This window comes from Kocuria atrinae C3-8 (assembly GCF_000286355.1).
In the GTDB taxonomy this organism is placed as follows: Bacteria; Actinomycetota; Actinomycetes; order Actinomycetales; family Micrococcaceae; genus Kocuria; species Kocuria atrinae_A.
Map to the genome: position 1 here is coordinate 1 of NZ_AJXN01000058.1, position 25,294 is coordinate 25,294.

Consider the following 25,294-nt stretch of genomic DNA (forward strand, 5'->3'; position numbering starts at 1 on the left):
CGCGGTGCGACGTCGCTGCGCAGCGCTCGATCCGCGCCCCGGCCCGCCCTCACGGGAGGGTCGGGGCGCGCTGATGTCCGAGGCCGGCGTCTGCGGAGCTCGCGTGGGATCCGCAAGATCCCCGGAATCTCAGGGAAGAAGCCCCCCGGCCGTCCTGGAATGTCGTATTAGACACCTAGTACGTCATTTATCCGGTAATACCCGAATTACCGATGATGGTATTTCGGTTCCTACCATCCCAAGGTTTTGTCTTGGCTACGGCCTGAAGCCATTCCCAAGACCCTCCCCGCTTTGAATGGGGAGGTGCTAGATGTATTGATCGGGGACGTTGATTGAGTGGCTGCGCTGGAATGGTCACCCACGACCCCGAAGTGACCGCGGTGATGCTCGCGGACCTGCAGATCGACTTCACCGGCGGCGTCTCCCACGCCGCCTACGCTTGACCCACACCGTCGCACCCAGCACTGTGCCCATGGAGCGAGGCCAGGGCACTGTTCAGGGTCACCTGCGCGCGGCTGCAGGGACATGGTCTCGGGTGGGATACGGAACGGACCTGGCTCCGTACCCGTGACGGGTGCGGAGCCAGGCCCTTGGTGCTGCTGGTGGGTTGGGGGATACCCAATCCGGCGGCGTGCGCCTACCCGTCGTCCTCCTCGGCGGTGATGTCATCGAAGTCGATGTCGTCGGCTACGGGGTGCCACCACACGTCCTCTCCTGCAGGCACAGAAATCCATTCCCCCTCGGGGTCCTCCTCGGTGTAGGAACCATCGGTGTACCGCGTGAACGCCACGCCACGCTGGGCGAGGTACTTGGGGCGCTCCTGGGGGGCGTTGATGGACTCCCCTGACTCGGAGACGATGTGGAACGGGATGTCGCCTAGGCGAAATCGGAACGCTTGGGCCCGGACGCGGTACTTGGTGCGGGAAAGGACGCACGCGCCCTCGGCAGGGATCCCCTGTGCCTTGGCTAGGGCGTTGCCCACGGCGACGGCCCCGGTTTTCTTCAAGGCGTATGCCACGTCCATGGAACTGGTGACCTTGCCTTGTGCAGGTGCTTCAACACCTGGGTCACGTGGGGTGGGTCCGTGGGCCGCCGGCCCATGATCTTGTCCACTTGGGCGATGGACAGGGGGACCCCCGCCTTGTTCACGGCGGCAGCCACATCAGCGGCCTCCCCGTCCGACATGGGGCCATAGCTCGACAGGGCCAGATGCAGCGCGGCGGCAGCGTCTGTTACGAGTTGGAGGGTCGGAGACATAGGAATCACTCACTTTCATACGAGGTGCCCGGGCGGGCGCCTTGGCGGGCACCCAGATAGGGACCATCAAGAAGCCACCATAAGCCGTTAAACGCGCTTTAGCAAGCATATCGGCGCCTTAAACGCTATTAAGGGTAAATAATAAGGCGTTGTACTGTGCCCATCACCACTGGGGGAGAGTCGGTACTGCTCGTGCGCCGCAGTCTTGCGCACCGCGGCGCGGGAGACGCCCATCCGCTGCGCGGCCTCCATCACCGGCGTCGTCGTCAGCAGCTCCGTGAACGCTGCGACCGCACACTGGACATCAGCGCGGCCTCACGCCCGAAGTCGGCCTGATAAGCACCGGCGAGGACCACCTACTAGATATCTGCGACACCATCTAGCTGCAAAAGGGGCTCTTCACAATTCGGGGTGTAGGTGTGGTCTGAATCCGCCGGCTTCGAGGAGTGCGCGGGCTATGTAGTTGGTGAGGTTGCGGAAGCCGAGGGCCAGGCCACGCAGGTGCTCGAGGCGACCGTTCACGGCTTCGGTAGGTCCGTTGCTCGTGCGCGGCCGGTCGAAGTAGGCCAGGACGTCGCAGGCGCGTCTGGTCAGGGTGCGGCCGAGCTTGCGCAGTTCTACCAACGCCTCAGGCACACCGTCGGCGAGGGCGTCGATCACGGAGCTCATCTCGACGCGGCCGGCTGCCCGGTCGGGGTGACGGTAGGCGGAGATCATGCGCTGGTAGATCCCCCAGGTGCACTCGACTTGCACGTGCCGGTCCCCAGCGAAGAGCTTGCCAAGGCGCTCGTGCTGGCGGTCGGTGAGCAGGTCAGCCCCGGTGTGCAGGGTCCGCCGCGCGGTGTAGAGCGGGTCGCCCTTGCGTCCGCGGTGTCCGTGCAGTTCCTGCTGGACTCGGCGGCGGCACTCATCGAGAGCGTCCCCGGCCAACCGGATGACGTGGAAGGGATCCATAACCGTGACGGCGTCCGGCAGCTCCTCGGTGGTGGCGGTCTTGAAGCCCGCGAACCCATCCATGGCCACGACCTCGATCCCATCGCGCCAAGCCTGGTCCCGCTCGGCCAGCCAGTCCTTGAACGCCTTCTTGGGGTGGCTTGTGAAAAAGTGAATTATCCGACGCTAAGGTTTCGCTGGGCGCCGTAGCGGCCTGTATTTGCCGGGTTTGATGTGGTTGGCGCGGGGCCAGGTGTAGTCGCCGGTGAGGTTGATGTGTTCCCATCCCAGGGGTGAGAGGTACCGCAGTAGTTCAGGGTCTGTGGTGTTCTCGTCTTTGTTGAGGGTGGTGATGGTGCGGTCGAGGTAGACGGTGTTCCAGAGCACGATGGCGGCGGTGAGGAGGTTCAGCCCGCTGGCGCGGTAGCGCTGCTGCTCGAAGGACCGGTCGCGGATTTCGCCGAGCCGGTTGAAGAAGACGGCCCGGGCGAGGGTGTTCCGGGCTTCGCCTTTGTTCAGGCCGGCGGTGACTTTGCGGCGCAGGTTGGGGTCTTGGAGCCAGTCGAGCAGGAAGAGGGTCCGTTCCAGTCTGCCCAGTTCCCGCAGAGCGGTGGCGAGCCCGTTCTGGCGGGGGTAGGCGCCGAGTTTTCGCATCATCAGGGACGCGGTCACGGTGCCGGTTTTGATGGACGCGGCGAGGCGGAGGATCTCGTCCCAGTGCGCGGTGATCGTTTTGGTGTTGAGGGTCCCGCCGATCAGCGGCGTCAACGTGGCGTGCCCCGGATCGTTGGTGGGTGTGTAGAGGCGGGTATCGCCGATGTTGCGGATTCGGGGTGCGAACCGGTATCCGAGCAGGTGCATGAGAGCGAAGAGGTGATCGGTGTATCCGGCCGTGTCGGTGTAGTGTTCCTGAATCGCGAGGTCGGACTCGTGGTAGAGCAGCCCGTCCAGGACGTAGGTTGCGTCGCGGTCTCCGACGTTGATGAGTTTGCTGTGGAAGGGCGAGTACTGGTCGGAGACGTGCGTGTAGATCAGTCGTCCGGGCTCGGCACCGTATTTGGGGTTCACGTGCCCGGTGGATTCGGCTTTGCTGCCGGCACGGAAGCGCTGCCCGTCCGAGGACGAGGTGGTGCCGTCGCCCCAGTGCGTGGCGAAGGGGTGGACGTGCTGGGTGTTCACCAGCTCCGACAGGGCGGCACTATATGTTTCGTCCCGAATATATGAGGCTTGGTGGCGGTCCAGTTGGGCGTAGGTGACGCCGGTGCAGGACTCGGCCATCTTCGTCAGGCCCAGGTTGATTCCGTCGGCCAGGATGGCGGTGAGGAGAAGTTGTTTGTCCTTGGACGGCTGGCCGGATTTGAGGTTGGTGAAGTGGCGGGTGAATCCGGTCCAACTATCGACTTCCATCAGCAGATCGGTGATCCGGATGCGTGGGAACATGGCACTGGCCTGGTCGATCAGGGGCTGGGCGTGCGCGGGGACGATCGTTTCCAGCGGGGTGATTCTCACGCCCTTGCCGGTGATCAGCACCCCGGGTAGTTCATCGCGGGAGGCCAGCTTGTTGACTTCCTTCAGTCGTTCCTGAAGGAGGGCCAGCCGGTCCTGGAGGTATCGGGTGTTTCCGTCGGCCGTGACCAGAGGCAGTTTCCCGGTGGTTTTCATGCCGGTGTAGGCGGCGCCGGTGAGAAGGTAGTCATCGAAGTCGCGGAACTGGCGGGATCCGGTGACCCACATGTCTCCGGAGCGCAGCGCGTTCTTCAGTTCCGCGAGGGCACAGAACTCGTAGAAGCCCCGGTCCAGGCCGGTGTAGGTGAAGACCAGCGGTTTCCACCGGGGCCGGATGAACGAGGTGGGCGCATCGTCCGGGATTTTCCTGGCGCCGGTGCTGTTCAGGGTTCGGATGACGTTGATCGCGGCCAGCAGGTCGTGTGCTGCGGGCGCTGCGTGGAGGTCAAGGACGGCAAGAAACGCCGGGGTGTAGCGGCGCAGCGTGGTGAAGTGGGTGCTGACGAGAGCCAAGTGGTCTTCGAGGCCTGGCCGGGTGAGTTCCTTGGCGTGGGCGATGCTTGTTGCCAGGGATTCCCAGCCGATGGCCGTTTCGATCGCGGCGAAGGGATCTTCGCCGTTTTCCTTGGCCTCAAAGAGGGCATCCCCGAGCTTCGAGTGCAGGCGCATCATGCTGTGACGGTGGAACGGGATGCCAGGGTGGTCTGGTTGTGCTTGTTCTGCGCGGTTCGGATGAGCCGGCCGATGATCCGGTCGTGCAGCTCGATGATTTCGTCGGTGACGGTTGCCATGCTTTCGGTGGCCAGGGCGAAGAGGGTCGCGTATCGGCGTGCGGGTTCGAATTTGGACAGATCGGCCGCGGTCATGGAGGCACCTTCACGGGCAAGCTTGAGCAGCCTGTTCCGGTGCACCAGCCGGCTTGCCGCCCAGGGCAGGTCCAGCGCACGCCAGGTAGTGAGCCGGTCGATGTGCTCATTCATCGACCGTGCGTTCGGTCGTAACGGCGCCTGGCGCAGCCAGCCGATTTCCGTTAGGGAACTGTCGGGGCGGCGGCGCAGCAGCCCGTCGAGCCGTTGCCGGTGGTCCACGGACAGTTGCTCACCCAAGGTGGCGTAGATTCGCCGATTCGCTCTGGTCAGCGCTTGTGCACAGGCCCTTTCAATAATCCCGATCCCGGGCAGCGCGATCTTCTGTGCCTGGAGGAAGTCCATGGCGCTCTTCACCAGGAGCAGGCCCTTGTCCGTGTGTGCGGCCACATCACTGACGTGCTCCACGAGCTGGCGGAAGTCCGCGATGCCGAACGCGGATATGCCCAGATACGCGCGGATCTCGCGTCCGTGTTCCTGCCGCGTTTCCTCACGTGTTCCGTACTCGTCCCACGCCTCAATGGAAACGGCCAGCCGGGAGGCCATCCATGAAATCAGCTCAGGAGCACCTCAGTGTCCTCGGCCAGCGCGATTCCCGGGTGGCGCAGCAGGCACAGCTGGATGGCAAAGCCCAACCTGTTCGCGTCCCCGCGGCGTTGCCGGATCAGCGACATGTCCCCATCGCTGGGTGTGTAGTGGGCTTCAAGGTCCTCCGTCCCGGTGGGCAGTGCCAGGATCTGGCCGCGCTCGGCCACCGTGAGCAGGGAACGCAAGGCCACCTCAGATTTCCTGTGCCGCTACGTTGCCGCCCCACGGGGACACCATCTCTACCTGCAGCGGATTTACCTGCAGCGCACGGGCACCGCTCATGGTTTCGCCAGATGCCGGTAGATGGTGGGCCGGGTGACGCCGAATTCCTGGGCAATGTGCTCTACCGTGTGGGTCCGTTTCCCATCGGGGCCCTTCTCGTCATACATTTCGCGGGCCAGCCTGACTTGGCGCGGGCCGAGTTTTGGTTTCTGCCCGCCGGTCCGGCCCCGCGCACGGGCCGCGGCCAGCCCGTCACGGGTCCGTTCGGACATCAGAGCGTGTTCGAACTCGGCGATCGAGCCCAGGATCTGGAAGAACATCCGACCGATCGCTGTGGAGGTATCGATGCCCTGGTCCAGGACGACCAAATCCACACCGCGTTCCTGCAGCGTCTTGGACAACTCGATGAGGTTCTCCAGCGACCGGCCGAGCCGGTCGAGCTTGGTGACGACAAGCTGATCCCCTGCCTGTTGGCCGAGAGCAGGGCCTTGTCCAGTTCGGGCCTGCGTGCCAGTTTCCCTGAGGCCATGTCGAGGAAGATCTGCTCGCAGCCGGCCGCAGTCAGGGCGTCGTGCTGGGCTTCGGGGTGCTGATCGCGGGTGGAGACCCGTCCGTATCCGACTCGCATCACCAAAACGTATCACCAAGGCGGGTTCCCGTTACATTGGCGCGTACACGGGAACCGTTACATATAAGACCCCGGATTTTCGCGCAGCCTCGAACGTCAGTGGGAGTGTCTCGCAAACGATCGTTACCGGTCAGTTCGGGCGATGACATCCAGGAAGTCCCGTACATGAGGCGGCGGAGCCGTCCCCGCCCAGATGGCGGTGAGCGGGCGGGTGATCTGGAGATTGTTGATCCGAACTCGGACGAGTCGGCCGGCACGGGTGTCCTCGGACACTGCGAGGGAGCTCAGCGCGCCGGGGGCGATGCCGGCCATAATCGCGCTGCGAACGCCGAGCGTGGTCGTCAGCACGGCTGCGGGCTCGGCTGCGAGTGGAAAGCCCGCCACGGCGAGGGCGTTCTCGAGCGCTCGTCGGGTGCCGCTGCCGGTCTCGCGGAGCACCAACCCAGTGGCCGCCAGTTCACGAACGGACACCTGGCGGGTCTTCGCCCACCGGTGACCGTGCTGCACAACGACTTCGATGGTGTCGTAAGCAACAGTGACTGACCGGAGGCCGGCGGGAACGACAGGGGTCTCGATGAGCCCGAGGTCTGCGGTTCCCTCGCGTATGGCCTCGACGACCGTGCTGCTGTTGGCGGCTGTGAGCTGAACGACCGGGCCGTCATCGCCGTGAGAGATGCGCCACCGGGCGATCCATTCCGGTAGGAGGTGTTCTGCGATCGTGAGGCTCGCGGCGATGCGCATCATCTTCCCGCGATCCGTGCGGAGCGAATCGACAGCATCCGAGAACTCATCGGCCGCCGTCAGCAGCGTTGTTCCCCAGCCGACAATCAGCTCGCCCGCCGGAGTCAATCGCGAACCCCGTGCAGAACGCACCAGGAGTCGCACGCGCAAATCTTTTTCCAGTTTCCGGATGCGCAGAGACACCGCCTGCTGACTCACGCCCAACTGCGTGCTTGCCGCCGACATGCTGCTTTCCTTCACGACGAGCGCCAAGGCTCGCAGTGCCTCCAAGTCCGGCCCGTTGCGCATCTTCCGCCTCCCAAGCACAAGCATAACTTGTATGGCGGACGGTATCTGCCTCTACTCGCACGAGCGGTCCGAGGAAATGATGGATGCATGACCCATGCCCAGGACGTTGCGACCGCCCGACCGGAACACACGCTGCTTGCCCGAGTCCGCGCGCTGCTGCCCGGGCTTGTCCTCTGCCTCGCCGCGGCCGGAGCATCGTACGGGGTCAGCCTGCTGCTGCCGGGAGTCAGCCCGCTCATTATCGCGATCGTGCTTGGCGTACTCCTGGCCAACGTCGTCCGGCTGCCAGCGGCAGCCTCCGACGGCATAGACTTCTCCGCGAAAAAGCTCCTGCGCGCCGGCATCGTCTTCCTCGGACTCCAACTGGTACTGACAGACATCCTCGAACTCGGAGCCCCGATGCTGGTCGTCATCGTGTGCATTGTCGCCGGCGGACTGTTCGGCACCGTTCTCCTGGGGAAGCTGCTACGGGTTCCATCCGGGCTCTCGCTGCTAATCGCCTGCGGATTCTCCATCTGCGGCGCGGCAGCCGTGGCGGGCGCGGCAGGGGTCACCGATCCGGACGACGAGGCCGAGGAAGACACCATCACCGCGGTCGCCTCGTGGTGATCTTCGGAACGCTGATGATTCCCCTCGTCCCACTGATCACGGACCTGCTTGGCCTGGGCTCCGAGACGGCCGGGATGTGGCAGGGGGTTCCATCCATGAAATCGCGCAAGTCGTCGCCGCTGGAGGCATCATCGGTGGCGGAGCGCTCACGGTCGCGGTCATCGTCAAACTCGCCCGAGTGCTGCTGCTCGCCCCTGTCGTGGCCATCCTTAGCATCCGGCAGCGCCGTCTCAGCCGTACGGCAGGCGAACCCGGTCAACAGATGTCGCATTCGAAGCTGCCGCCCGTCGTCCCGCTGTTCATCATCGGGTTCATCGCGATGGTGTTCGTGCGTTCCTTCATCCCTCTGCCGGGCACCGTGCTGATGGCCGGTGGGCTGCTGCAGACAGGACTGCTGGCTGCAGCGATGTTCGGACTCGGCTGCGGCGTCAAGGTTCGGAACCTCGTCAAGGTGGGCCTCAAGCCCTTCGCCCTAGCCGCACTCTCCACCGTTCTCGTCGCAACGATCGCCTACTGCGGAGTCACCTTCGCAGGCTGAACATGGCCAGCACCAGGGCGTTATTATCACCCCTGGGATGGGAACACATCAACCTCACCGGTGACTACACCTGGCTCCGCGCCAACCACATCAAACCCGGCAAATACAGGCCGCTACGGCGCCCAGCGAAACCTTAGCGTCGGATAATTCACTTTTTCACAAGCCACCCCTTCTTCGACCGACCTTCGACCACGTCCAGCAGGCGTGAGGGCCGGTGCCGTCCCAGACCGGGGTGAGGTCGATGATCACGGTGACGTACTTGTCACGCGCCGGGTGTGCCGCCACACGTGCTCATCGACCCCGACGACCTTGACACCGTCCAGGCGGGTCGGGTCCTCGATGAGCAGACGCCGGCCCTCAGCCAGGACCGCGTCGTTGGCGGTGTTCCACGCCACGCCCAGTCCTTCGGCAACTCGGGCCATCGACAGGTGGCCGACGACGATCCCGACCAGACCCCACCGCAGGCCGGCGCGGGAGATCTTGGCCCGCGGCGGCGCCGCAGCGGTGGTGTCCTGACGCCACACGTGCGAGCACTCCTTGCAGCGGTAGCGGCGCACGGTGAGCACCAGCGTGGAAGGGCGCCACCCGAACGGCTCGTGCGCCAACTCCCTGCTCACCGTGTCACGGGGCACGCCCTGGCAGCCGCACCGCCTGCACCAGTCGTCCGGCTCCACGACCCGGCACGCCAGCAGGGACCGGTCAGGCTCGAGCAGCTGGCCGGTGACCTCCAGACCGAGGCCGTCGAGGCGGGTGAAGGTAGTCAGGTCAGGGCGCGTGAAGGTAGCGTCAGGCACGTCGAGGTCTTCCGGACGGGTTGTGTGAGAACTCCCATCATCGGAAGACCTCGACCCTCACCCCGACACCGACGCGCCGCCCCAGGTCGCACCACAGCTACACCCTCATCTGTGAAGAGCCGCCATTGCCATTAACGGCCCCGGTTGGCTGCACTGGTCGTGTTGCGGTCGATCTGGAACAGCCTTAAGAATGCTCTGGATCGCGCCGGTCGGCGTGATCCTGGTCGTAGGTGCGCGCCTGGGCGAGCGTGTCGAGCGCCCTCGTCTGCAACGTGCCGAGGTCAATGAGACGTCCGAGGAGTCTCGGCCCGACGCGCTGGCCCACGTAATCTTGCGGTGCAACTCCACCGCAAGGTTATGTCGCCTCAGGGCCGACGCCGCCGGATAGGAGTGAGACCCCTCCGCGACGATAGGAGCGCGACGTCTTTCCTGGTGTCCGCAGCCCGGAACCCGCTGATAACCGCCTGCTGCGTCTCGGGCGACCAGTAGATCCGCAGGTCCCGCCGGGCCCGTGTGACGGCAGTGTAGAAGATGTTGTGAGTGACGTCGTCCTCGTTGGCGCTGGTGATGACGACCTTGACCCCGTCGTACTCCAGGCCCTGGGCCTTGTGGATGCCGACCGCATACGCCACCTGGAAGGGAACGGTGGTGGTGTCAGTGTCGTCGTCCTCATCACTGATGTCGATGTCGTAGACCGCGAATCGCACGGTCGAATCGGAAACCCACTGCAAGTCGGAGTACTTTTCGACGTCCAACTCGGTCACTGGCCGGTCGAGACGAACGTCGAACTGAATGCTGCCGTCGGATGCCTGGATGTCGACGATGGTGCCCTTAAGGTTGTTATAGATCAACGGTTTGAACCTGTTGGTGTCCGCGAAAAGTACCGGGTCGCCGACCTTGTATGAGGCTGGTCCCCACGGGACGGCGGGCGAGGTGTTGCCAGCCTGCAAGAACCGGTTGATGTTGTTGATGCCGTACAGGCCGTCGTAGTTCAACGCCAGAATAATGTCGTCGGCAGAGTGGTTGTCGAAGAGACTGGCATCCAGGTCGGTCGAGTACTTGTTGCGGGCGATGGTCTCGGTGATGCCTTCGTCGAGGGTGCGCACCTTGGTCCAGAAGTCTATAAGTTCATCACTGCTGGTGCGGTATGGCGTAGTCAGCTCGAAGATGGAAGACGGCTCGATGTAGGACCGCACGACGTTGAACCAGTTCCCGAATCTGATGGACTCGATCTGGAAGACATCCCCGACGAGCACGATGAGCTTGAAGCTGGTGTTCTGCAGGATGTTTAGGAGGTCAGCGTTGCTGACCGTCGAGCACTCGTCGATGACAAGCAGGTCGAACTCTCCGGAGGGGTTGTGCTTGTGACTGGCGATGGTCCGAAAGGTTGATTCTGGGGCGGTCACGCGGCGGCGTAGGTTCTCGACTGCGGGGTGGGTGTTGGCGAGGAACAGCTTCTGATTATCGGCGAAGTAGTTGGCGATGTGGTCGACCATGCGGGTCTTTCCTGTTCCGGCGGCTCCGTAGATGAGCGCCACGCGGGACTGAGCGAACAACCCAGTGAGTGCTGCCCGCTTCGCGGCGTCGTCCACGGTGTGTGCCGTCGTCCCCAGCCACTGTTCGACCGCGGCCGTGTACCCGCTGATGCCGCTGGCCGCGTGCGTCTGGAGTTTGGTGACGATGTCGTGGGTGTCTTCCTCATAGCTCTGGATGAAGACGTGGCCGTTGTCGAAGACGAGGTTCCGAGCAGGCCGGTGCTTGTAGTACAGCTTGCTGTTGTAGGTGGCGATGAGGCTGTTACGTCGCCGAGGGGCTCGAGTTCGGCGATCGGCGTGTACAAGATCCCCCGATCCTCGACATTGCGTTGCACGCGACGAGCTAACAGTTCGTGGGTGCGGCCGACGGTATCGAGGCTGTTAATGAGGTCCCAGAACCGCGGGTTGTGGGCCCGTGGTGCGGTGCAGAAGGGCATGTCGTCGAACGGGATGCACGAGTAGCTCACGTTGAGGTTCGAGAGGCGGGCGTTCGGTTCCCAGTAGTACTGCTCCTTCAGCCAGTCGTTGCGCATCCGAAAAAGCAGGTAGCGCAGGAGGTTGTGGCCGGGCCTCTTCCCGCGGATGATGCTGCGCGCCTCGTCGAGGGCGGGAAAGATCTGCGGACTCCGGGAGGAAGCCGTTCCTCGTGCCTTGATGTCGTTGTACCACTCATCGGAGGCGTCGATGAGGTCTAGCAGAGTTGAGCCGTCGCTCAGGCCAGCCATGACGAACTTGTACTCGGCAGAGTCCGTCCGCACTTTCGTCGACTTAGCGACAAGGCGAGCGAAGTGGTCGACCTCACACGGCCGGATAGACACTTCCCAGTTGCGGATAAGAGTCACCGGCATCTGCTGCCCGAAGACTTCGATGCTGGCCGTCTGAAGGCCAAGGTTCGCAGAGTAGTTGTCCGCGATGTCGATGTCGGTGAACCCAATGATGCGGTCGGCCTTGCTCACTCGGTTGACGGCCTTGTAGAACGTGACTTCGTAGAAACTCGGCCGCCGGTGATGAATGGGCGTGTCTTGTGGATGTAGAACCGGTCGTGACGGGCCGAGGTCACCCTGCCCGGCTTGTCGATCTCGACGGAGATCTTCTCGTGGTACTCAGCCAGCGCCGGGTCCTGGTCGAGTGGAAAAAGCTCGAGGTTGTTGAGGATCACGACGCTGGCCTCGTCGTACAGGAGCGTGCGCAGACGCAGCATGTACTCGTAGTAGCGGAGCATGAGTCGCTCCGAGGTGTCCCCGTCGAAGGTGTAATGGGAGACCGACGGCTTCAACAAGGTGTGGAACCTTGTGACGAAGTTCAGTCGACCGTTCGCCTTCACCCAGGAGAGTGAAGCCTCGATGGCGTCGTAGTTGTACTCGACGTCCCCGCTACCGGTGTGCAGGCGCACGGCGACGCCCTCGACCAGGTTCCGCAGCTGCCCGAGGATGTTCTGGGATAGGAGGTCGCGCTGACTATGCAGCCTGGCGATGTTGTCGCAGATGACTGCGTCGGCGGCCTTTATGTGTTCGGCAACGTTGACCATCTGAAACCTCCAATGAAGCGCCCCCGGTTCTGCGGCACTCCTATAAGGGTTGCGACTCTCGGTTGAGGGCCGCGTAGTGGGGTTGTTCATATTCCCACTGGGCCATCATCCCAAAGGTGGAGTGCAGGCGCCGGGTGTTGCACCAATCGATGGGTCTGACAGCACCCGCAAGGACGCCTCGAGATCCAGGGGGAAGTCCTAGCAGCGGAGAAGCCCCACCGCTTGGTCACGAAAGAGCGGATGAGCGACATGGACACGCCCCCCACGCGGCATGAGGCCAATCACACTCGACCGCCTGGGCCTCGCCTTTTAGTTATGAATAGCAAATTTAGGACGCTTTGTATGATTAGCGCCCCGTACGTCCTGGGGTTGGGGGCAGCACGATGGAATCAGCCCCCTTACTCAGGTACGGCATGAGAGCTGCCCCGGTCTCCAGCTCCCTGCAGATCCGGCGCAAGGCTTGATCATGAGCCTTCATCTCAGGTTGGTGCCGCATGGCCTCAGAAATATGAACGGTGCGAGGCCGTGGGGCAATAAGACGTGCTCGCCAGTTCATCACATCAATCAACAAGGCCCAGGGACCCAAGGACTGGACCGCCTGGTGGGTGTAACCATGAGGATGCGCCTGATGCAATCGTTCTATGAGGTCATGAAAAAACATGGCCGTAAGAGTGGGGGTGCTCATGGTCACTGATTATCCAGCAAGATCAGATGCAACGGGCACCTAGGAGTTATGGCGGAAAACCACCGATTAAGCACGTTTCGAAAGGACCGCACCATGATGCATCACCGATATGACGCCCTGGAACCCTTCGAGCTGCGCTGGCTGAGCGTTGGCGCGGGGGACTACATGGCGCAGCGCGTCACCGCGACAGGTGGCAATTTCCTTGCGCCAGGTGACCCGATGGGTCGGATTGCCGTAGCCGCGTTCCAGAAGAACGGCCCGAAGGAAGCAGCCGAAGTGCTTTGTGCTTTCAAGCGCGGTTACGACGCTGCGAGCATCCGCGACGGGCGGAACGGCCTGGAAGATCGCCGCCTCATTGATACCGCTGGAACTGCCCTCAGCATTGGATTGTCCGAGGGTGAAATCGCCTCAGTGCGTCAAGAGTTGGAGCGGATCACGAAGAGTGGCCCGCTGTCCGAGCATGTCGGCCCCGAACCGCTGAACTGAGATACGGCATTACGGCGCACCGGCAATACAGCATTACGGGCAATTAGTTGCTCGTGGTGTTGTGTTATCGGTGTACCCACAGTAAACTAATAGACGTAAGCGGGGGGGGACGGAAAGACCCCCACCAACCGAAAGGACAGACATCATGCGTATTACCCGAGGACTGGCCGCCACTGCCACTGCTGCACTCGGAGCACTCTTGCTCACCGGATGCAGCACCGCTGAACCGGAGGCTGCACCGCCCTCACCGACCGCAGTGCAGTACCCACAAGAATGGAAGAACTGCACTGTCGCACTGGATACCGTGGGCGATGCAGAGCACCCCAACCGTGCTCGCGTGACCTGTGGTGACATTGAGCGTGAGGTCAGCGGCGACTTCAGCTACGACGCGATCAACGGCTACGACCCGGAGGAGACCGGGGGAGTCCGCCGTATCTCGGTCGAAGGAGATACTGCCAGCGTGTGGCTCGTCCGTAATTTGGGCGAGTGCCTGATCGTCCATGAGGCCGAGGGTGAGCCGGTGGAGTGTGAGCCGACCAGCGATAAAGCGCGGGAAACGCCCGCACCGGCACCGAGCAGCCCGACTGTCTAATGAGTGCTGAGAGCGGAACGCTCATCATTCTCACTACCGGCGACACTGCCCGCGTGGAGGTCCGCGCGGACGGTGCGCCGGTAGTGGTCATCGAGGGCCAGGAGCCGACACGAGCGATTGTGAGCGCCTTGCACGGGCGGGAGCATATCGAGTGCCTTGATGGGCTGATCGCGGCTCTGGTGGAGCTGAGAGACGCAGGAGAGAGGCGATGAGAGTCGGATACGCCCGCGTGAGCACACGCGAGCAGACCGCGAGCCTGGACACCCAGCGCGAGGCACTGGCCGAGGCCGGATGCACAAGGATCTTTGAGGACGTCATCAGCGGGGCACGCTCGAAGCGTCCCGGCCTGGACGCGGCCCGTCAGTTCGTGCGTCCCGGCGACGTCTTGACTGTGACGCGCCTGGACCGGCTAGGCCGGTCACTGTCGGACACGATTTTTACCGTGCGCGAGTTGGCCGAGGCAGACGTGCGCCTGTACACCCTGGATATGCAGCTCGATTCCGGGACACCAGCCGGAGCGTTCACCATCAATATCTTGTCTGTGCTGGCCGAGCAGGAGCTACAGACGATCCGCGCACGTACCCGCGAAGGACTGGCCCACGCCCGCAAGCAAGGCCGCGCCGGAGGCCGACCCCCGGCACTATCGCCGGAGGCCGTCGATGCAGTGCTGGCAGCTCTAGCGGCAGGTATGAGCATGGCTGACGTGGCCCGCGTCCACGGCGTGAGCCGCTGGACGATCAGCCGCGTGAAACACGCCGCCGACGACACACCGAGCGAAGATAGTTCTTAACGGTTGTGTTAAGTGCATAATGGGTTTATGTCCAAGCAGATCATCCGGCGACAGTCCCGGAGTAAGACGCCGAAACCGCGTCTGAACTTCGGGATTGCCCCGGAGCTGCACGCACTTATCAGCCGTACCGCGCACGAACGCGGTGTGTCGATCGCTGCATGGGTAACGAGTGTGATTGCTCGTGAGCTGGGAGTTCCCGGCCACGAGTTGCCCCCCAAAGAGTGAAGGTGGCTCCCCGGCAAGGGAGCCACCTTCTAAGTCAATGAACGTCGCTGTAGTCGCCAAACTGATCGACGTTCGGAACCAGGAGTTATGCGGATGGACCATCCACAAAGAGGTTCGCTATGTCCATAGTAGCAGCCGCCCTTTCAAGGGACACCCCTGCCCGGACACTACCCGCAGGTAAGCCCCTGCCCTCCCGTACGCGCCGCGTGCGCGTGGAGAAGGAGCACACCCCGCTGGCACTCATGGCCGCGATCCCGGAAGGCTACCGACCCCCCGAGCACGTGATGGAGTGGGTACGCGCCGCCCGCGAGTGGCTGAGCAGCCTGGACCTGCGTGCCGACGCGCGCCGGAACCGGCTTCGTGTCATCGAGTACCTGGCCCAGCGCCACCAGCCGCGCACGCGCACGATCCTCACGACGTGGGCGTGGATTCAGGACGCCCTCGGCGTGGCCCGCTGCACCGCCGCCCGATTGCTGCACGAGCTACGCGAGGCCGGACTACTAACGACCGTGGCCACCGGGCGCAGCGCCGCCCGCACCCCCAAGGCCACCGGACGCACCCGTAACGAGGCACCCGTCTACGCCCTGATGCTCGCCTGTGATCCCCAACCGGCAACATCGGCCACGGACCCGCAGGAGGACGCAACAGAGCTAGTTGAGGGTGTGGATATAAATGAGACCCCGGACCCCGTAGGAGGGTTAAGAAGTACCACGCACGCGCGTGCGCGAGAGCTTTCACCAGAACGGAGCCGCTACGCGGCCGATTCTTTGAAGTGGCAGCACGCTTCGCGTGCCGCCTTCGCAACGTTGGCAGCGCAGCGGCCCCGCGATCAGTGGTCACGGCACGCAACGATGCCTTTGACGAGGCTGTGGTCACGGCGGGAGCGAAAGCAAGCCCTGTGGGAGCTGGCCCTGCACGTGCAGTGGTTCAGTGTGGCTATGCGAGGCGCGTCCACTGCCGCTGTCGCGGCAGCGATCCGCCCGTTCATGCTCGCGGGCTGGAACGTCGGGGACGTGCTGCACGCCCTGGAATGGTCCAGCGACGGCCAGAAGGACGAGCTAGGCGATCTGTTCTGTCTGCGGATGGACACGTACATGCGAAAGCGTCTCGCGTCCTGGATGCGCGAGGGGCAGCCGGTGGCCTCCTTCTCGCAGCGCCAGGAGCACGAGCACACCCAGCGCCGCGCCCGCGCTCAGGCTGAGGCCGAGCGCCGCGAGGAATACCTCGCCACGGCCACCGCCGCCCCGTCATGGTTCCAGAAATGGCGCGCGAACCGTTCTGCCGGTAACGCGGTAACGCGGTAAACCGGCAATGCGTATTGACGTTATGCCGGTGCGCCGTAAAGTGGGGGTTATGACGTTGATTGTCTCGATACAGAACAGCAAGGGCGGCGTAGGCAAGACCACGACCGCGATTCATTTAGCCCAAGCGTTGAGCGCCAATTACGGCGTGGAAGTCTGGGATGCGGACCCGCAGGGGAGCGCGTCGGAATGGGCGGCAGTGTGCGCCGAGGACGGCATGCCACTGCCCTTCGAGGTACTACCGGCAAATGTGGCGACACTGGCCAAGCGCACGAGCGCCGCTGATGTGGTTGTGATCGACACGCCGCCAAGTAATCCCACGCTGCTCAATGCGGCGAGTACACGCGCTGATGTGGTCATTGTTCCCACGGCTCCCACGCCGCTGGATATGGCCCGTGTCTGGCCAACACTGGATGCGCTAGGGGATAAGCCGGTGATTGTGCTGCTCACTCACACAAACCCGCGCACGGTGGCCTACCGTGCCGCGCGCGAAGCGCTCGATGGTGAGGGAGTGGCTTATTTCGATGCTGCAATCAAGGGCAGCGAGGCATTGAAAGCTCAGGGCAATACGTTTCCACGAAAGCTGTTTCAGTACGGTGACGTGGCCCGAGAATTGATGGAACTGACCAAGGAGGACAACTAATGACCACTGATGACAAGCGCAGCAAGATGACGCGCCGGAAGCCCCAACCGACCGAAGTGTCGAGCGCGCCCGAACCGGCGTTCGAGAAAGCATTTACTAGCACCAGGAGCCAAAGCGCAAGCTCACCGCAATGATTACCGTCGAGCGGTACGACAAGCTCCGACGACTCGCGTTCGAGCGCGACACGTCGATTACGGCGCTTGTCTCCCAAGCTATTGACGACATTGAGTGATCGTTAGTCCCCGTGCCCCTTCGACTAAGGGCACGGGGAGCATTCCCCGCACACAGACCACACGACTTTGGGACTGACCACCCCGTGATTGAAAGGCACCCCCATGATTATTGACAGCACTTTTGGCCCCCTACACCTCCAAGACCACACATGGATGCTCACGGACAAGCGGACAGGAAAGGTAATAACCGGCCCAGGGACAGATGAAGCGGAGCACGAGCGTATCCGTAGAGCCGGAAAGAAGAACGTATTTCGACTGTCCGACGAGCACGGCACCACTCTTGCAACCGGCCACCTTTGGTTTGTGCCGTTAGAGGAGGGTATTGAGTGCGTCGATCAGACAACGACGTTGGCACCCTTAGTGTCGTGGGGAGTGCGCCATCAGGCCCATAGCATCGACTATGAGGGTCACCCCGAATGGGGATACCACATCTAGTCACACCGCAACGGGGAGCCCCAGAAAGGGGCTCCCCGCGCACACAGACCACGGAACCACCCGCGATCTAGGCGCTATTTTCGCACAGCAGGAAGGCACAAGGAGATGGACCCGGAATTCTTCGAGTTCGTGGAGCGTCAGCTAGACCGGCCCGAGTCCCACGATTCCGTCAGCGAATACACCGTATTCGGCACCAGTGCCCCTGAGTCGACCGTGGGAATGGCATTGCGTTCCGCTATGAGACAACTTCATGACCGGGCCGATGAATTTCAAAACGAGCGACAGCGTGCAGCCAGCACGCGCGGGCGGCGCGTGCAAGTGCACTTCGTATCTTCCAGTCATCAAATCACCCGCGAACCTCGTACCTGGTGGAACCCTTCCACTTGGTTCCGCTCCCCTCGGCTCATTGCCTCCCTGGTGGCGAATATCGAAGTGTGGGAAATGGACCTAGACACATTGACTGATACGGACTAAAAGCCGGTACGCCGGTGTGCCGGTATAACGGTATACCGGCCATGATTTTTCAGGTTTGGCCGACCTGACCGACCACCTAAGCGACCGCGCTTATTTCAGGCGTGTCACTTCGGAGCGGAGCGAAGAAGTGGCGCGCAGCGGGGGGTTTGGGGGTCGTACCCCCATAGCTCTACGCGCTGTGCGTGTAGAGCGTAGGGTCCAGGGGGTTTCCCCCTGGCGCGGGGTTTGGGGGCGGCGGTAGCCCCCGAGGGTAACGCCGAGTAACACATGCAATCGCCGGATATAGGCCGTACTCTGAAACCAGAAATAATGCATGCATTATCTAGGAGGCATCGTGAACTTTACGCCAGCGTCATTCGCCGGATTCCTGGGGTCTGAGCCAACCGTGCGACACACGAACAGCGGGCGCACGGTCACCCGCCTACGTGTGGGGGTTACCAGCGAATACCGGGACAGCGCGGGAGAGATTCGCCAGCGCGACACGTTGTGGATCACATGTGAAGCGTGGGGAGACTTTGCCGAGCGGCTGGGCGAGCTGAGTAAGGGTGATCCGTTCGTCGGCATTGGGGAGTGGCGACAGTCGAACTGGGAAGATGAGCAGGGCAAAGAACGGTCAAGCCGCTTCGTGTACTTAACGGGCGGTGGCCTCAATCTCGCATTCGGCAGGTCATCCGCTCAGGACAACACCGAGGCTGACGAAGAAGAAACGGACAGCCCGGGCAGCTCAACCGATGATGAGCAGGAGAACCCGCTATGAGTTCTCCCAAGCAGCCACTCACGAAGGGGCCGGGACCGTGGCGGCAGTTCAAAGCGCTCGTTTTGAACATGCCCGATCCCGAAGTGCCTTCACTGGCTGACCGCCTACGCGGGAAGGGCGCAGCAGCCCCGCCTTCGCCGGTCGCACCGGAACAACCGCCTGAGACGCCTTCCACTAGCGCGTGGACAGCAGCAGCAGCCAAAGCGACAGCGAACGAACCGGAAGAGGACGACGGCGCACTATGGACACCGAAGAACCGCAAACCGTCGAGTTCTCAGCGCATCCTTCGATGGGTGTTGATCGGGTTGATCCTGCTGTTCGCATGGATCGGACTTCGCGCGGCCACAGTCGGGATTAATGACCAGCAGGGCGCACCGGAACTACCCGCCTCGGTCACCTTCCCCGATGAGGCCGTTTCTGGGCCTGCCGAACGTTTTGCCGAGGCGTATTTGACCTGGAACGAGGACGACGAAGGCGATTCACGCGGAGAAGCACTGAGCCGGTGGTACAGCGGCGGAGAGGCCGCCAACGGCCTCGGTTGGGACGGTAAAGGCCGTCAGGAAGCGTCCAATGCCACGGCGCTCAACGTGGAACCGCTCAATGACCACCAGGCCCGCGTGACCGTTGTTGCTGATGTGACGCCATACAAGGACGACAAGGCTCAACCGACCCAGCCGACCGCTATCGAGGTCAAGGTTCAAACAACGGCGGAGGGCACCGCCGTGTACGGCATTCCTGGTGTTGTGGGCCTTCCCTCACCGATCCAGGCCGACGAACCACAGAACCCCGCCGGAGATTCGAACCTCACGCGTGAGACTCGATCCGATATTGAAAGCTTCTTTTCCGAATACGGCGAAAGCGAAGATCTTTCGACCGTGACCGCTCCCGGATCAGACATTCAGGGGCTTAACGGGGCGCTGAGTGCCCCGCAGCTTCGAGACTGGACTGTCTTTCAGGGAGAGGGCGACGAGCGTACTGCGCGGGCTGTTGTCGAGTGGACGACTCCTAGCGGTGCCAAGTCTGAACAGTCCTACGAGATAACACTCGTGAGGGTCAGCGGCGGAGAAGCCGCCCGCTGGCAAATTTCCAACGTGAAGGGAACTAACTAATCATGACTGATCTTAGTGGTCTCAAAGATTTTGCAATCGTTGTCATCGGCAACCTGTTCATCATCATTTTGTTGATCCGTGTCATTGGTTCGTGGGCGAAGCGCGACTATACGGACCTGTTCACGAACCTGGTCCTGGCTGTAGTTATCGCCTTCCTTGTGTACGCCAACGATCAAGCGGTGGCCCTGTTGCAGCAGCTTGCAACTATGGCGTTCGGCGGCGGTGCCTGACCTATGCCAAGCATCACCGGGAGGACCGTAACCAAGCAGCTCAAAATCGAGACGCGCCAGCACGAGATGCTCGGCTATGACCTGGGCGAAGGCCCACGCCGCCGTGACCTCATGCTCGGGTTAGTTATCGTCCCGGTGTGGATTGGCTTGATGGTCCTTATCCTCGGACCGCCGAACAAGTACACGAGCCTTCTCTACATGGCTCCCCCCGTGCTCTTTCTCATGTACGGAATTCAGGAGAACGCTCGGAACCCGCGCCGCATGAACATCACGCAGTGGATACTCACCCTTCGTCGCGGATTCACCGGGCACCGCCCGGTGATCCGTGGCGGGGCGCGTTTAGCGCGACGTGCCGAGTACATGCCCGTGAGCCGACGGTGGCCGCTGCGCTCTATTGCGGTGACTCTCGGCGCACCAAATCTGGTCAATCACAACGGTGAGGTTCAGTGGCGCGAAGTGTCTCAACTGGCAGGGCTTGGTTGGACCCGGCGATACATCGACAAAGAAGAACGCGACCACACCGCGCCTGTAGGCCCGCCTATCCGATTAGCGCCGATCACTTACCTCTATTCGACCGACGCGCTCGTTTCTGTTGCCTCGCGTGAAGCAGCCAAGAAAAACGCACGGAAAGCTCGAAAGAAGGCTCACCGATGAAAATCACCCGGAAGCTCAAGAATCTCGTTGGCATTGACGAGTCTCGATCCGCACCGCCGCCGCGTTATCACACGATCACGGACGGGCTGATGGTCACGGCTACGAAGGCCGAAGCCTGGTTCGACCTAAGCACCTCGAACACAGATACCGCCACCGACAACGAGAAGATCGCCAACCTGACTAGCGTCATGACGGCAGCAGGTAAAGCCTTGGGCGAGCGTCACTGTCACCTAAAAGTCCTTTGGGGCCGCTACAACGGAGCTTCTTACGTCGAGGAAGTAGCCGGACTGTACGAGGGCGGTATGGGCGACGGGCGATCATGGGCCGCCGACTGGGGAGAGCGCATTGATGAGCTAGGACTCCCGCAGCGGCATCTCATGCTCGGTGTTGTGATCGAGTTCCGAAATGCTGGAACCGGTACAGCCGTATCCACCAAGGCCAATGCCGCAATGGGCGGTGATCCTGAGCGCATCTCAGATCGCGCGTTAGCTGAATGGCAAGTTGCCGCACGCCGCATCTTGAAAACGCTAGGAACTTCACCGTTGCGAGCTCGTCAATCATCCGCCGAAAAAATCGCGTGGATGCTCAGTCGAGAAACCGCACGGATCAAGCAAGCTATTCCCCGTGATGGGGCGATCAAGGCGCCCAACTCCAACAGCTCGTGTCCTCCAAGGCAATGCCCTACGCCGATCACGTAGAGCTGACGGCGGAAGATGGGACACCGGCCATGTATGCCGCCGTCCTGCCAATCATTGACTTTCCTACGGAAATGGAAATTCCAGGAGAGGCCGAGTGGCTACGAACCTTGTCCAGCATCACGAAGCTGGGTGAAATCACTACCGCTGACGGTGGGACTGAGTTCGTAGATGTGCCGGTATTTGCCGATGCTTCTATCCGATTCCAGGGAATGCCTCGGCGAGTAGCAATGAAGGCCGCGAACGAGGCACGACGCACAGCCAAAGAGCAACGGCAGTCTGCCGCGAAGCATTCAGCCGGAGAAGTCTCATCCGAGATCGAGGACGCAGAAATCGCGAACGAGGCGCTGGTCCGTGAAATCAAGAACAACGGCACAAGCCTGGTAAACCACCACTCCCGGCTGGTCGTCACAGCCGCCACGAAGGCTGACCTCAACGACAACTGTCAGGCAATCATCGACCATTACGCCGACCTCGGGATTCTGGTCGCACGCGGCGAGGACGAGCAGCGAGACCTGTGGCTAGAAATGTTGCCCGGTGACATTCTCCGAGTCAGCGACTTGGGCCAGGTGCAGACCGATGTGGCCTTTTGGGGCAGTTTCTTTTGGGCCGGGTCCAAGGTTGGCGATTCACGCGGGGCGATCAGTGGATTCACCACGGGCACCACAGCCTCACTGTTCCGATCCAACGTACTCGGTGGTGGAGACCGTGGTGACGCCACGACGACTTTCTACGGGGGTCGTTCGGGACGCGGCAAATCAACTGCGCTGGGTCTGGAACTTATCAGTGCCCTGTTGGAAGGGCCGAGCGAGTCCTGGTCTACCGTGATCGACGGTAAGGGTGACCTTGGCGGGCTGGTGTCGGTCGCGCGCCTGTTCAACATCCCGACGAATCTGGTCGAGATTACCGCCGAGCATTCAGGGGCCGCAGACCTGTTCCGGGCCGTTGAACCCACAGCGGCACCGGCTGCCGTGCAGCGTCAGCTAGCGATGCTCGCAACCGACTCAGCGCACATGGCCATTGCTGCATCATCCACGCTTCGCCATGCGACGCAAGAGCTTCAAGACACGGAGCATCCGACCACGTTTAACGTGATCCAGCGCATGTGTGCTGATGAGGACACCGCCACTCGCTCCTTTGGTCGATACCTGGATGATCTTGCTAAGTCCCCTCTCGGCAAGATCGTGCTTGGCGAGCCGACCGGTCAGGCGTTCCTGACCGATGATCCGGGATTATGGCTGTTGCAGGTGCCGAACTTGAACCTGCCGCCGGCCGATTCGGACCCGTCCAAATGGGACCCGATGCAGCGCCTATCTCTGGCCTTGTTGCAAGGAATCACCAGTTACAGCCTTGCCATTTCCGCATCGAAGCGGCTGCGCCCGATGCGAAAAGGCGTGGCCGTACCCGAAGTGCACCTGTTCCTGAATGCCTATGGCGGCACCGACTTCTTGGATCAGATTGCCCGCATGGGCCGTGCTTTTAACACGTCCCTCATTCTTGACTCCCAGGATTGCGTCTCAATCGCCTCGGTACCTGGCCTTGTCGAACAGCTCCAAGGCGTAAGGATCTTCCAGCTCACTTCCAAGGCTCAGCAAGACGCGGCGGCTGAATTGCTCGGTATGGAGCCGGACGCAAGCACCCGCAACCTAATTCGTGGTCTCGCTCGAACGGACAACGACGAGACGATCCGGAAGGGTCATGCGCTGGTGCGAGATTGGCGCGAGCAAGTTGCCACGGTGCAGTTTGACTTCCCTTCGGCTGAGGTCGCGGAGGCCATGAGTACCGACCCGAACGCCACGGCAAACCGCTACGACTACGACGACGCCCAAATATCAGCCGAGGATACGGCTGACACCTTTCAGGAGGTCTCCGCATGATTGCATCATCGACCCGCGCCCTTAGCCGGGTACTCGTTGTGAGTGGCCTGGGCCTGGTGGCCTTAACGGGCTGCTCCCAACAAGGGGACGCCGCAGAAGCCGCCCAACAATACGTCACGGGCACGTACCAGTCTCAATGCGAGATGACGCACCCGAGCCGGGGAGAAGCCGCTAAAGATTGCCAGGACGCAGACACCGAAACCGTGTGGCCCGGTCACCCGACCGAGGTCACCGAAACCGTGAAGTGGGGCGACGGCTACGCCGTGACGATCCCTGACGAGGACGGCACTAAAGACGTTTTCGGCATGCTCGATCATGACGGCGAATGGAAAGTAGCGGAGTTCGACATTATCGACGCTGAGGACGAGCTGACGGATAACCCCGCGTGCGCGGCGCTCAACCAGGACGGTCAGGAGACTTGCTGATGAGCCAGCACACCCACACCCCAGCTCTCGCACGTGCCGCGTCGTTGATGTGGCGGTGGTCCCCGCCCGTTGTCTTGGTCCGGTTCCTGTGGAACATGACGGCTCGACAGTGGAAGGTCGGCCTCGCCACCTTTTTCGGGACCATGCTGCTTAGCGCGGGAATCGCGTTCGCTGCTGATCCCGGCGCTCCTGCGGGCCTCGATAGCTTCCTGTCGATCCCGGACTATTCAAACGGTGCAGCCAAGACGCTCACCGAGGAAATACCGACCTCTCGATACACCATCGACCACGCCGTTGATAACAACCCGGTCAATATCATCGACAAGGCCGGGAATGGCATGGCGAATGCAGTGTGGTCGCTTGCCGTGGCTCTGGCCCAAATCTTGATGGTGCTCATTGCATGGCTGCTGGGAAACAGCGACGTTGGAAACGACACCTTCAACCTCACCGACCTCATTTCCTCGGCATCAACCGAAACAATGGCGTGGCTGTTTCCCACCTGTCTTGCTGTGGCTGCCGTGGCCGTATGGGTGGACCACAAGCGCGACAAAACCGGCGCTTCTGGTCTGCTGACTGTTGGCATCATCGGCGTTCTTGCAGCCGGATTTTCCCTGTTCCCGGGCGTATTTGTCAGCGGAATGGACACCGTTCGTGCAGCGGGGCAAGACGTTGTTGCCGCGACCATGCCAGACGGTGACGATGCCGTATCAAGCCAGCCGTTTGAGTACGGCAGTCCCGACCTTTCGCAGAACACCGACAACGAAGCATTTACCCGTCAAGTCACAGATTCTCTGTGGCGCAGCGCCGTTGTCACTCCCTGGTGCATGGTCGAATTCGGCAACCTTGAAGCGTGCGAGAAATACGGAACGGAGATGCTGACCCGCGACAACGCGGAAGATCGCCGCGATGACGTCATCAAGAAACAAATCTTTAAGGACGATGAACTGGGAGGGAAGGACGGCGAAGTCGGGCAATGGGTCCACGGCAAAAAATGGCCGGAACGTCTCGGAATGGCCTTCGTCGCCCTTGTCGTGAGCTTGCTCATGCTAGTCATGGCCGCTGTCCTAGTGTTCACCGCGATCATTGCATTCATTCAAGCCCTCTTACTGCTGTTCTTGGCCTCCTTCTTCCTCGTTGTCGGCATGATTCCAGGTGCACCGCGCGAATGGCTCCGCAACTGGTCAATGGCCTTCGCCGGGGCGGTCCTCGCCAGCGTGATAACCATGCTGCTGCTGGTGGTCACAATGGGGGCGATCACCGGCATTTTCTTGAACCCTGATCTGCCTTGGGCGCAAGGGTATGGACTAGCAATCTTGGTGCTCGCGGCTGCCTTGGGTTTGCGGTCGGTCGTGAAGCACCTGACCCACTATTCTTCGGATGCAACCGGAGGCGGCGCAGCCACCCGCATAATCCGAACGCTGATGATGCGCCGAGCCTTGAACACTTTGACCAAGGGCCGGGGCGGTCCAGGCTCACGAGGACGGAACGGGGCGGACTCTAAGGGCGACAGCCGGGGCGGTTCCGGTGTGGGCGGCAAGCGCAACTCTGACACCGTTTACAAGCGCATGGAGCAGGGGAAGCTTCAACGGAGCCAGAACCCCAGTTCCAACGTTCAACGCGACCCCAGGAGCGCCGCGCAGCGGCAGGGTG

The 25,294-nt window shown here is 62.1% G+C and carries 23 protein-coding genes and 4 pseudogenes; 18 read left to right on the forward strand and 9 right to left on the reverse strand.

The genetic code is table 11. From position 1 onward, the window contains the following. Positions 1 to 637: 637 nt before the first annotated feature. Positions 638 to 1,024, reverse strand: a complete 387-nt coding sequence (locus YO9_RS0107320) for a hypothetical protein (RefSeq protein WP_016996879.1) — start codon at positions 1,022 to 1,024, stop codon at positions 638 to 640. Further along, complete coding sequence (locus tag YO9_RS0107325; protein ID WP_223286253.1) at positions 1,003 to 1,257, reverse strand: hypothetical protein; 255 nt, start codon at positions 1,255 to 1,257, stop codon at positions 1,003 to 1,005. The genes YO9_RS0107320 and YO9_RS0107325 overlap by 22 nt, the downstream gene beginning before the upstream one ends. Before the next feature lie 156 nt (positions 1,258 to 1,413). On the opposite strand from YO9_RS0107325, the gene YO9_RS17445 reads away from it, so the two are divergent. Continuing rightward, positions 1,414 to 1,593: a hypothetical protein gene (locus YO9_RS17445; RefSeq protein WP_223286254.1), complete on the forward strand. Its 180-nt coding sequence runs from the start codon at positions 1,414 to 1,416 to the stop codon at positions 1,591 to 1,593. Positions 1,594 to 1,656: 63 nt separating this feature from the next. Here the strand turns inward: YO9_RS17445 and YO9_RS0107330 are convergent. The 4 genes and pseudogenes from YO9_RS0107330 to YO9_RS0107355 all read right to left on the reverse strand — a co-directional run. Next, positions 1,657 to 2,373, reverse strand: a pseudogene (locus YO9_RS0107330) (ISL3 family transposase); the annotation flags it as partial. A gap of 3 nt (positions 2,374 to 2,376) precedes the next feature. Then, positions 2,377 to 5,341: pseudogene (locus tag YO9_RS0107335) on the reverse strand (Tn3 family transposase). An 87-nt stretch (positions 5,342 to 5,428) separates the two neighbouring features. Then, positions 5,429 to 6,000 (reverse strand): annotated as a pseudogene (locus YO9_RS0107350) (recombinase family protein). 123 nt (positions 6,001 to 6,123) lie between these two features. Then, positions 6,124 to 7,053, reverse strand: coding sequence for a LysR family transcriptional regulator (locus YO9_RS0107355; RefSeq protein WP_264398876.1), 930 nt, complete (start codon positions 7,051 to 7,053; stop codon positions 6,124 to 6,126). Between the two features lie 63 nt (positions 7,054 to 7,116). On the opposite strand from YO9_RS0107355, the gene YO9_RS20755 reads away from it, so the two are divergent. Beyond that, the gene (locus tag YO9_RS20755) at positions 7,117 to 7,638 is read left to right on the forward strand and encodes a YeiH family protein (RefSeq protein ID WP_317259787.1); all 522 of its coding nucleotides are present in this window, start codon (positions 7,117 to 7,119) and stop codon (positions 7,636 to 7,638) included. A 76-nt stretch (positions 7,639 to 7,714) separates the two neighbouring features. Beyond that, on the forward strand, positions 7,715 to 8,176 hold the full coding sequence (locus YO9_RS20760; protein WP_317259788.1) for a putative sulfate exporter family transporter: 462 nt from the start codon (positions 7,715 to 7,717) through the stop codon (positions 8,174 to 8,176). Between the two features lie 151 nt (positions 8,177 to 8,327). Here the strand turns inward: YO9_RS20760 and YO9_RS0107365 are convergent. The 3 genes and pseudogenes from YO9_RS0107365 to YO9_RS17455 all read right to left on the reverse strand — a co-directional run. Next, positions 8,328 to 8,970 (reverse strand): annotated as a pseudogene (locus tag YO9_RS0107365) (transposase); the annotation flags it as partial. Between the two features lie 365 nt (positions 8,971 to 9,335). Further along, positions 9,336 to 10,562: an ATP-dependent DNA helicase gene (locus YO9_RS17450; protein ID WP_223286255.1), complete on the reverse strand. Its 1,227-nt coding sequence runs from the start codon at positions 10,560 to 10,562 to the stop codon at positions 9,336 to 9,338. Between the two features lie 895 nt (positions 10,563 to 11,457). After that, entirely contained in the window at positions 11,458 to 12,033 is a 576-nt protein-coding gene (locus YO9_RS17455) for a hypothetical protein (RefSeq protein WP_223286256.1), read from the reverse strand. Positions 12,034 to 12,766: 733 nt separating this feature from the next. On the opposite strand from YO9_RS17455, the gene YO9_RS0107385 reads away from it, so the two are divergent. The 15 genes from YO9_RS0107385 to YO9_RS0107465 form a co-directional block, all read left to right on the forward strand. Further along, positions 12,767 to 13,204 carry a hypothetical protein gene (locus YO9_RS0107385; RefSeq protein ID WP_223286257.1) on the forward strand — a complete coding sequence of 146 codons (438 nt, stop codon included), beginning with the start codon at positions 12,767 to 12,769 and terminating at the stop codon, positions 13,202 to 13,204. A gap of 145 nt (positions 13,205 to 13,349) precedes the next feature. Next, positions 13,350 to 13,796 (forward strand): hypothetical protein, encoded by a 447-nt coding sequence (locus tag YO9_RS0107390; RefSeq protein ID WP_016996900.1) that lies wholly within the window; start codon positions 13,350 to 13,352, stop codon positions 13,794 to 13,796. Positions 13,797 to 14,025: 229 nt separating this feature from the next. Next, positions 14,026 to 14,586, forward strand: coding sequence for a recombinase family protein (locus YO9_RS0107400; protein WP_262925611.1), 561 nt, complete (start codon positions 14,026 to 14,028; stop codon positions 14,584 to 14,586). A 27-nt stretch (positions 14,587 to 14,613) separates the two neighbouring features. Next, complete coding sequence (locus YO9_RS21490; RefSeq protein WP_223286258.1) at positions 14,614 to 14,811, forward strand: toxin-antitoxin system HicB family antitoxin; 198 nt, start codon at positions 14,614 to 14,616, stop codon at positions 14,809 to 14,811. A 119-nt stretch (positions 14,812 to 14,930) separates the two neighbouring features. Next, positions 14,931 to 16,115 carry a hypothetical protein gene (locus tag YO9_RS0107405; RefSeq protein ID WP_223286259.1) on the forward strand — a complete coding sequence of 395 codons (1,185 nt, stop codon included), beginning with the start codon at positions 14,931 to 14,933 and terminating at the stop codon, positions 16,113 to 16,115. 7 nt (positions 16,116 to 16,122) lie between these two features. Then, a complete protein-coding gene (locus YO9_RS0107410) occupies positions 16,123 to 16,755 on the forward strand; it encodes a ParA family protein (RefSeq protein WP_317259789.1) in 633 nt (210 codons plus the stop codon). Between the two features lie 773 nt (positions 16,756 to 17,528). Continuing rightward, positions 17,529 to 17,897, forward strand: a complete 369-nt coding sequence (locus YO9_RS0107425; protein WP_016996907.1) for a hypothetical protein — start codon at positions 17,529 to 17,531, stop codon at positions 17,895 to 17,897. Between the two features lie 334 nt (positions 17,898 to 18,231). Continuing rightward, positions 18,232 to 18,654: a single-stranded DNA-binding protein gene (locus YO9_RS0107430; protein ID WP_223286260.1), complete on the forward strand. Its 423-nt coding sequence runs from the start codon at positions 18,232 to 18,234 to the stop codon at positions 18,652 to 18,654. A 305-nt stretch (positions 18,655 to 18,959) separates the two neighbouring features. After that, positions 18,960 to 19,763, forward strand: a complete 804-nt coding sequence (locus YO9_RS0107435) for a conjugal transfer protein (protein WP_223286261.1) — start codon at positions 18,960 to 18,962, stop codon at positions 19,761 to 19,763. Positions 19,764 to 19,765: 2 nt separating this feature from the next. Next, on the forward strand, positions 19,766 to 19,993 hold the full coding sequence (locus YO9_RS17465; RefSeq protein WP_016996910.1) for a hypothetical protein: 228 nt from the start codon (positions 19,766 to 19,768) through the stop codon (positions 19,991 to 19,993). Positions 19,994 to 19,996: 3 nt separating this feature from the next. Next, positions 19,997 to 20,647, forward strand: coding sequence for a hypothetical protein (locus YO9_RS17470; protein ID WP_016996911.1), 651 nt, complete (start codon positions 19,997 to 19,999; stop codon positions 20,645 to 20,647). Then, positions 20,644 to 21,345: a hypothetical protein gene (locus YO9_RS0107450; protein WP_020372675.1), complete on the forward strand. Its 702-nt coding sequence runs from the start codon at positions 20,644 to 20,646 to the stop codon at positions 21,343 to 21,345. The genes YO9_RS17470 and YO9_RS0107450 overlap by 4 nt, the downstream gene beginning before the upstream one ends. Further along, positions 21,324 to 23,219 carry an ATP-binding protein gene (locus YO9_RS0107455; RefSeq protein ID WP_020372676.1) on the forward strand — a complete coding sequence of 632 codons (1,896 nt, stop codon included), beginning with the start codon at positions 21,324 to 21,326 and terminating at the stop codon, positions 23,217 to 23,219. Before YO9_RS0107450 ends, YO9_RS0107455 begins: the two co-directional genes overlap by 22 nt. Further along, positions 23,216 to 23,644, forward strand: coding sequence for a hypothetical protein (locus YO9_RS0107460; protein ID WP_016996912.1), 429 nt, complete (start codon positions 23,216 to 23,218; stop codon positions 23,642 to 23,644). The genes YO9_RS0107455 and YO9_RS0107460 overlap by 4 nt, the downstream gene beginning before the upstream one ends. Further along, positions 23,644 to 25,294 (forward strand): hypothetical protein (locus YO9_RS0107465; RefSeq protein WP_016996913.1); only part of this gene is annotated, 1,651 nt, incomplete at its 3' end. The genes YO9_RS0107460 and YO9_RS0107465, both read left to right, overlap by 1 nt.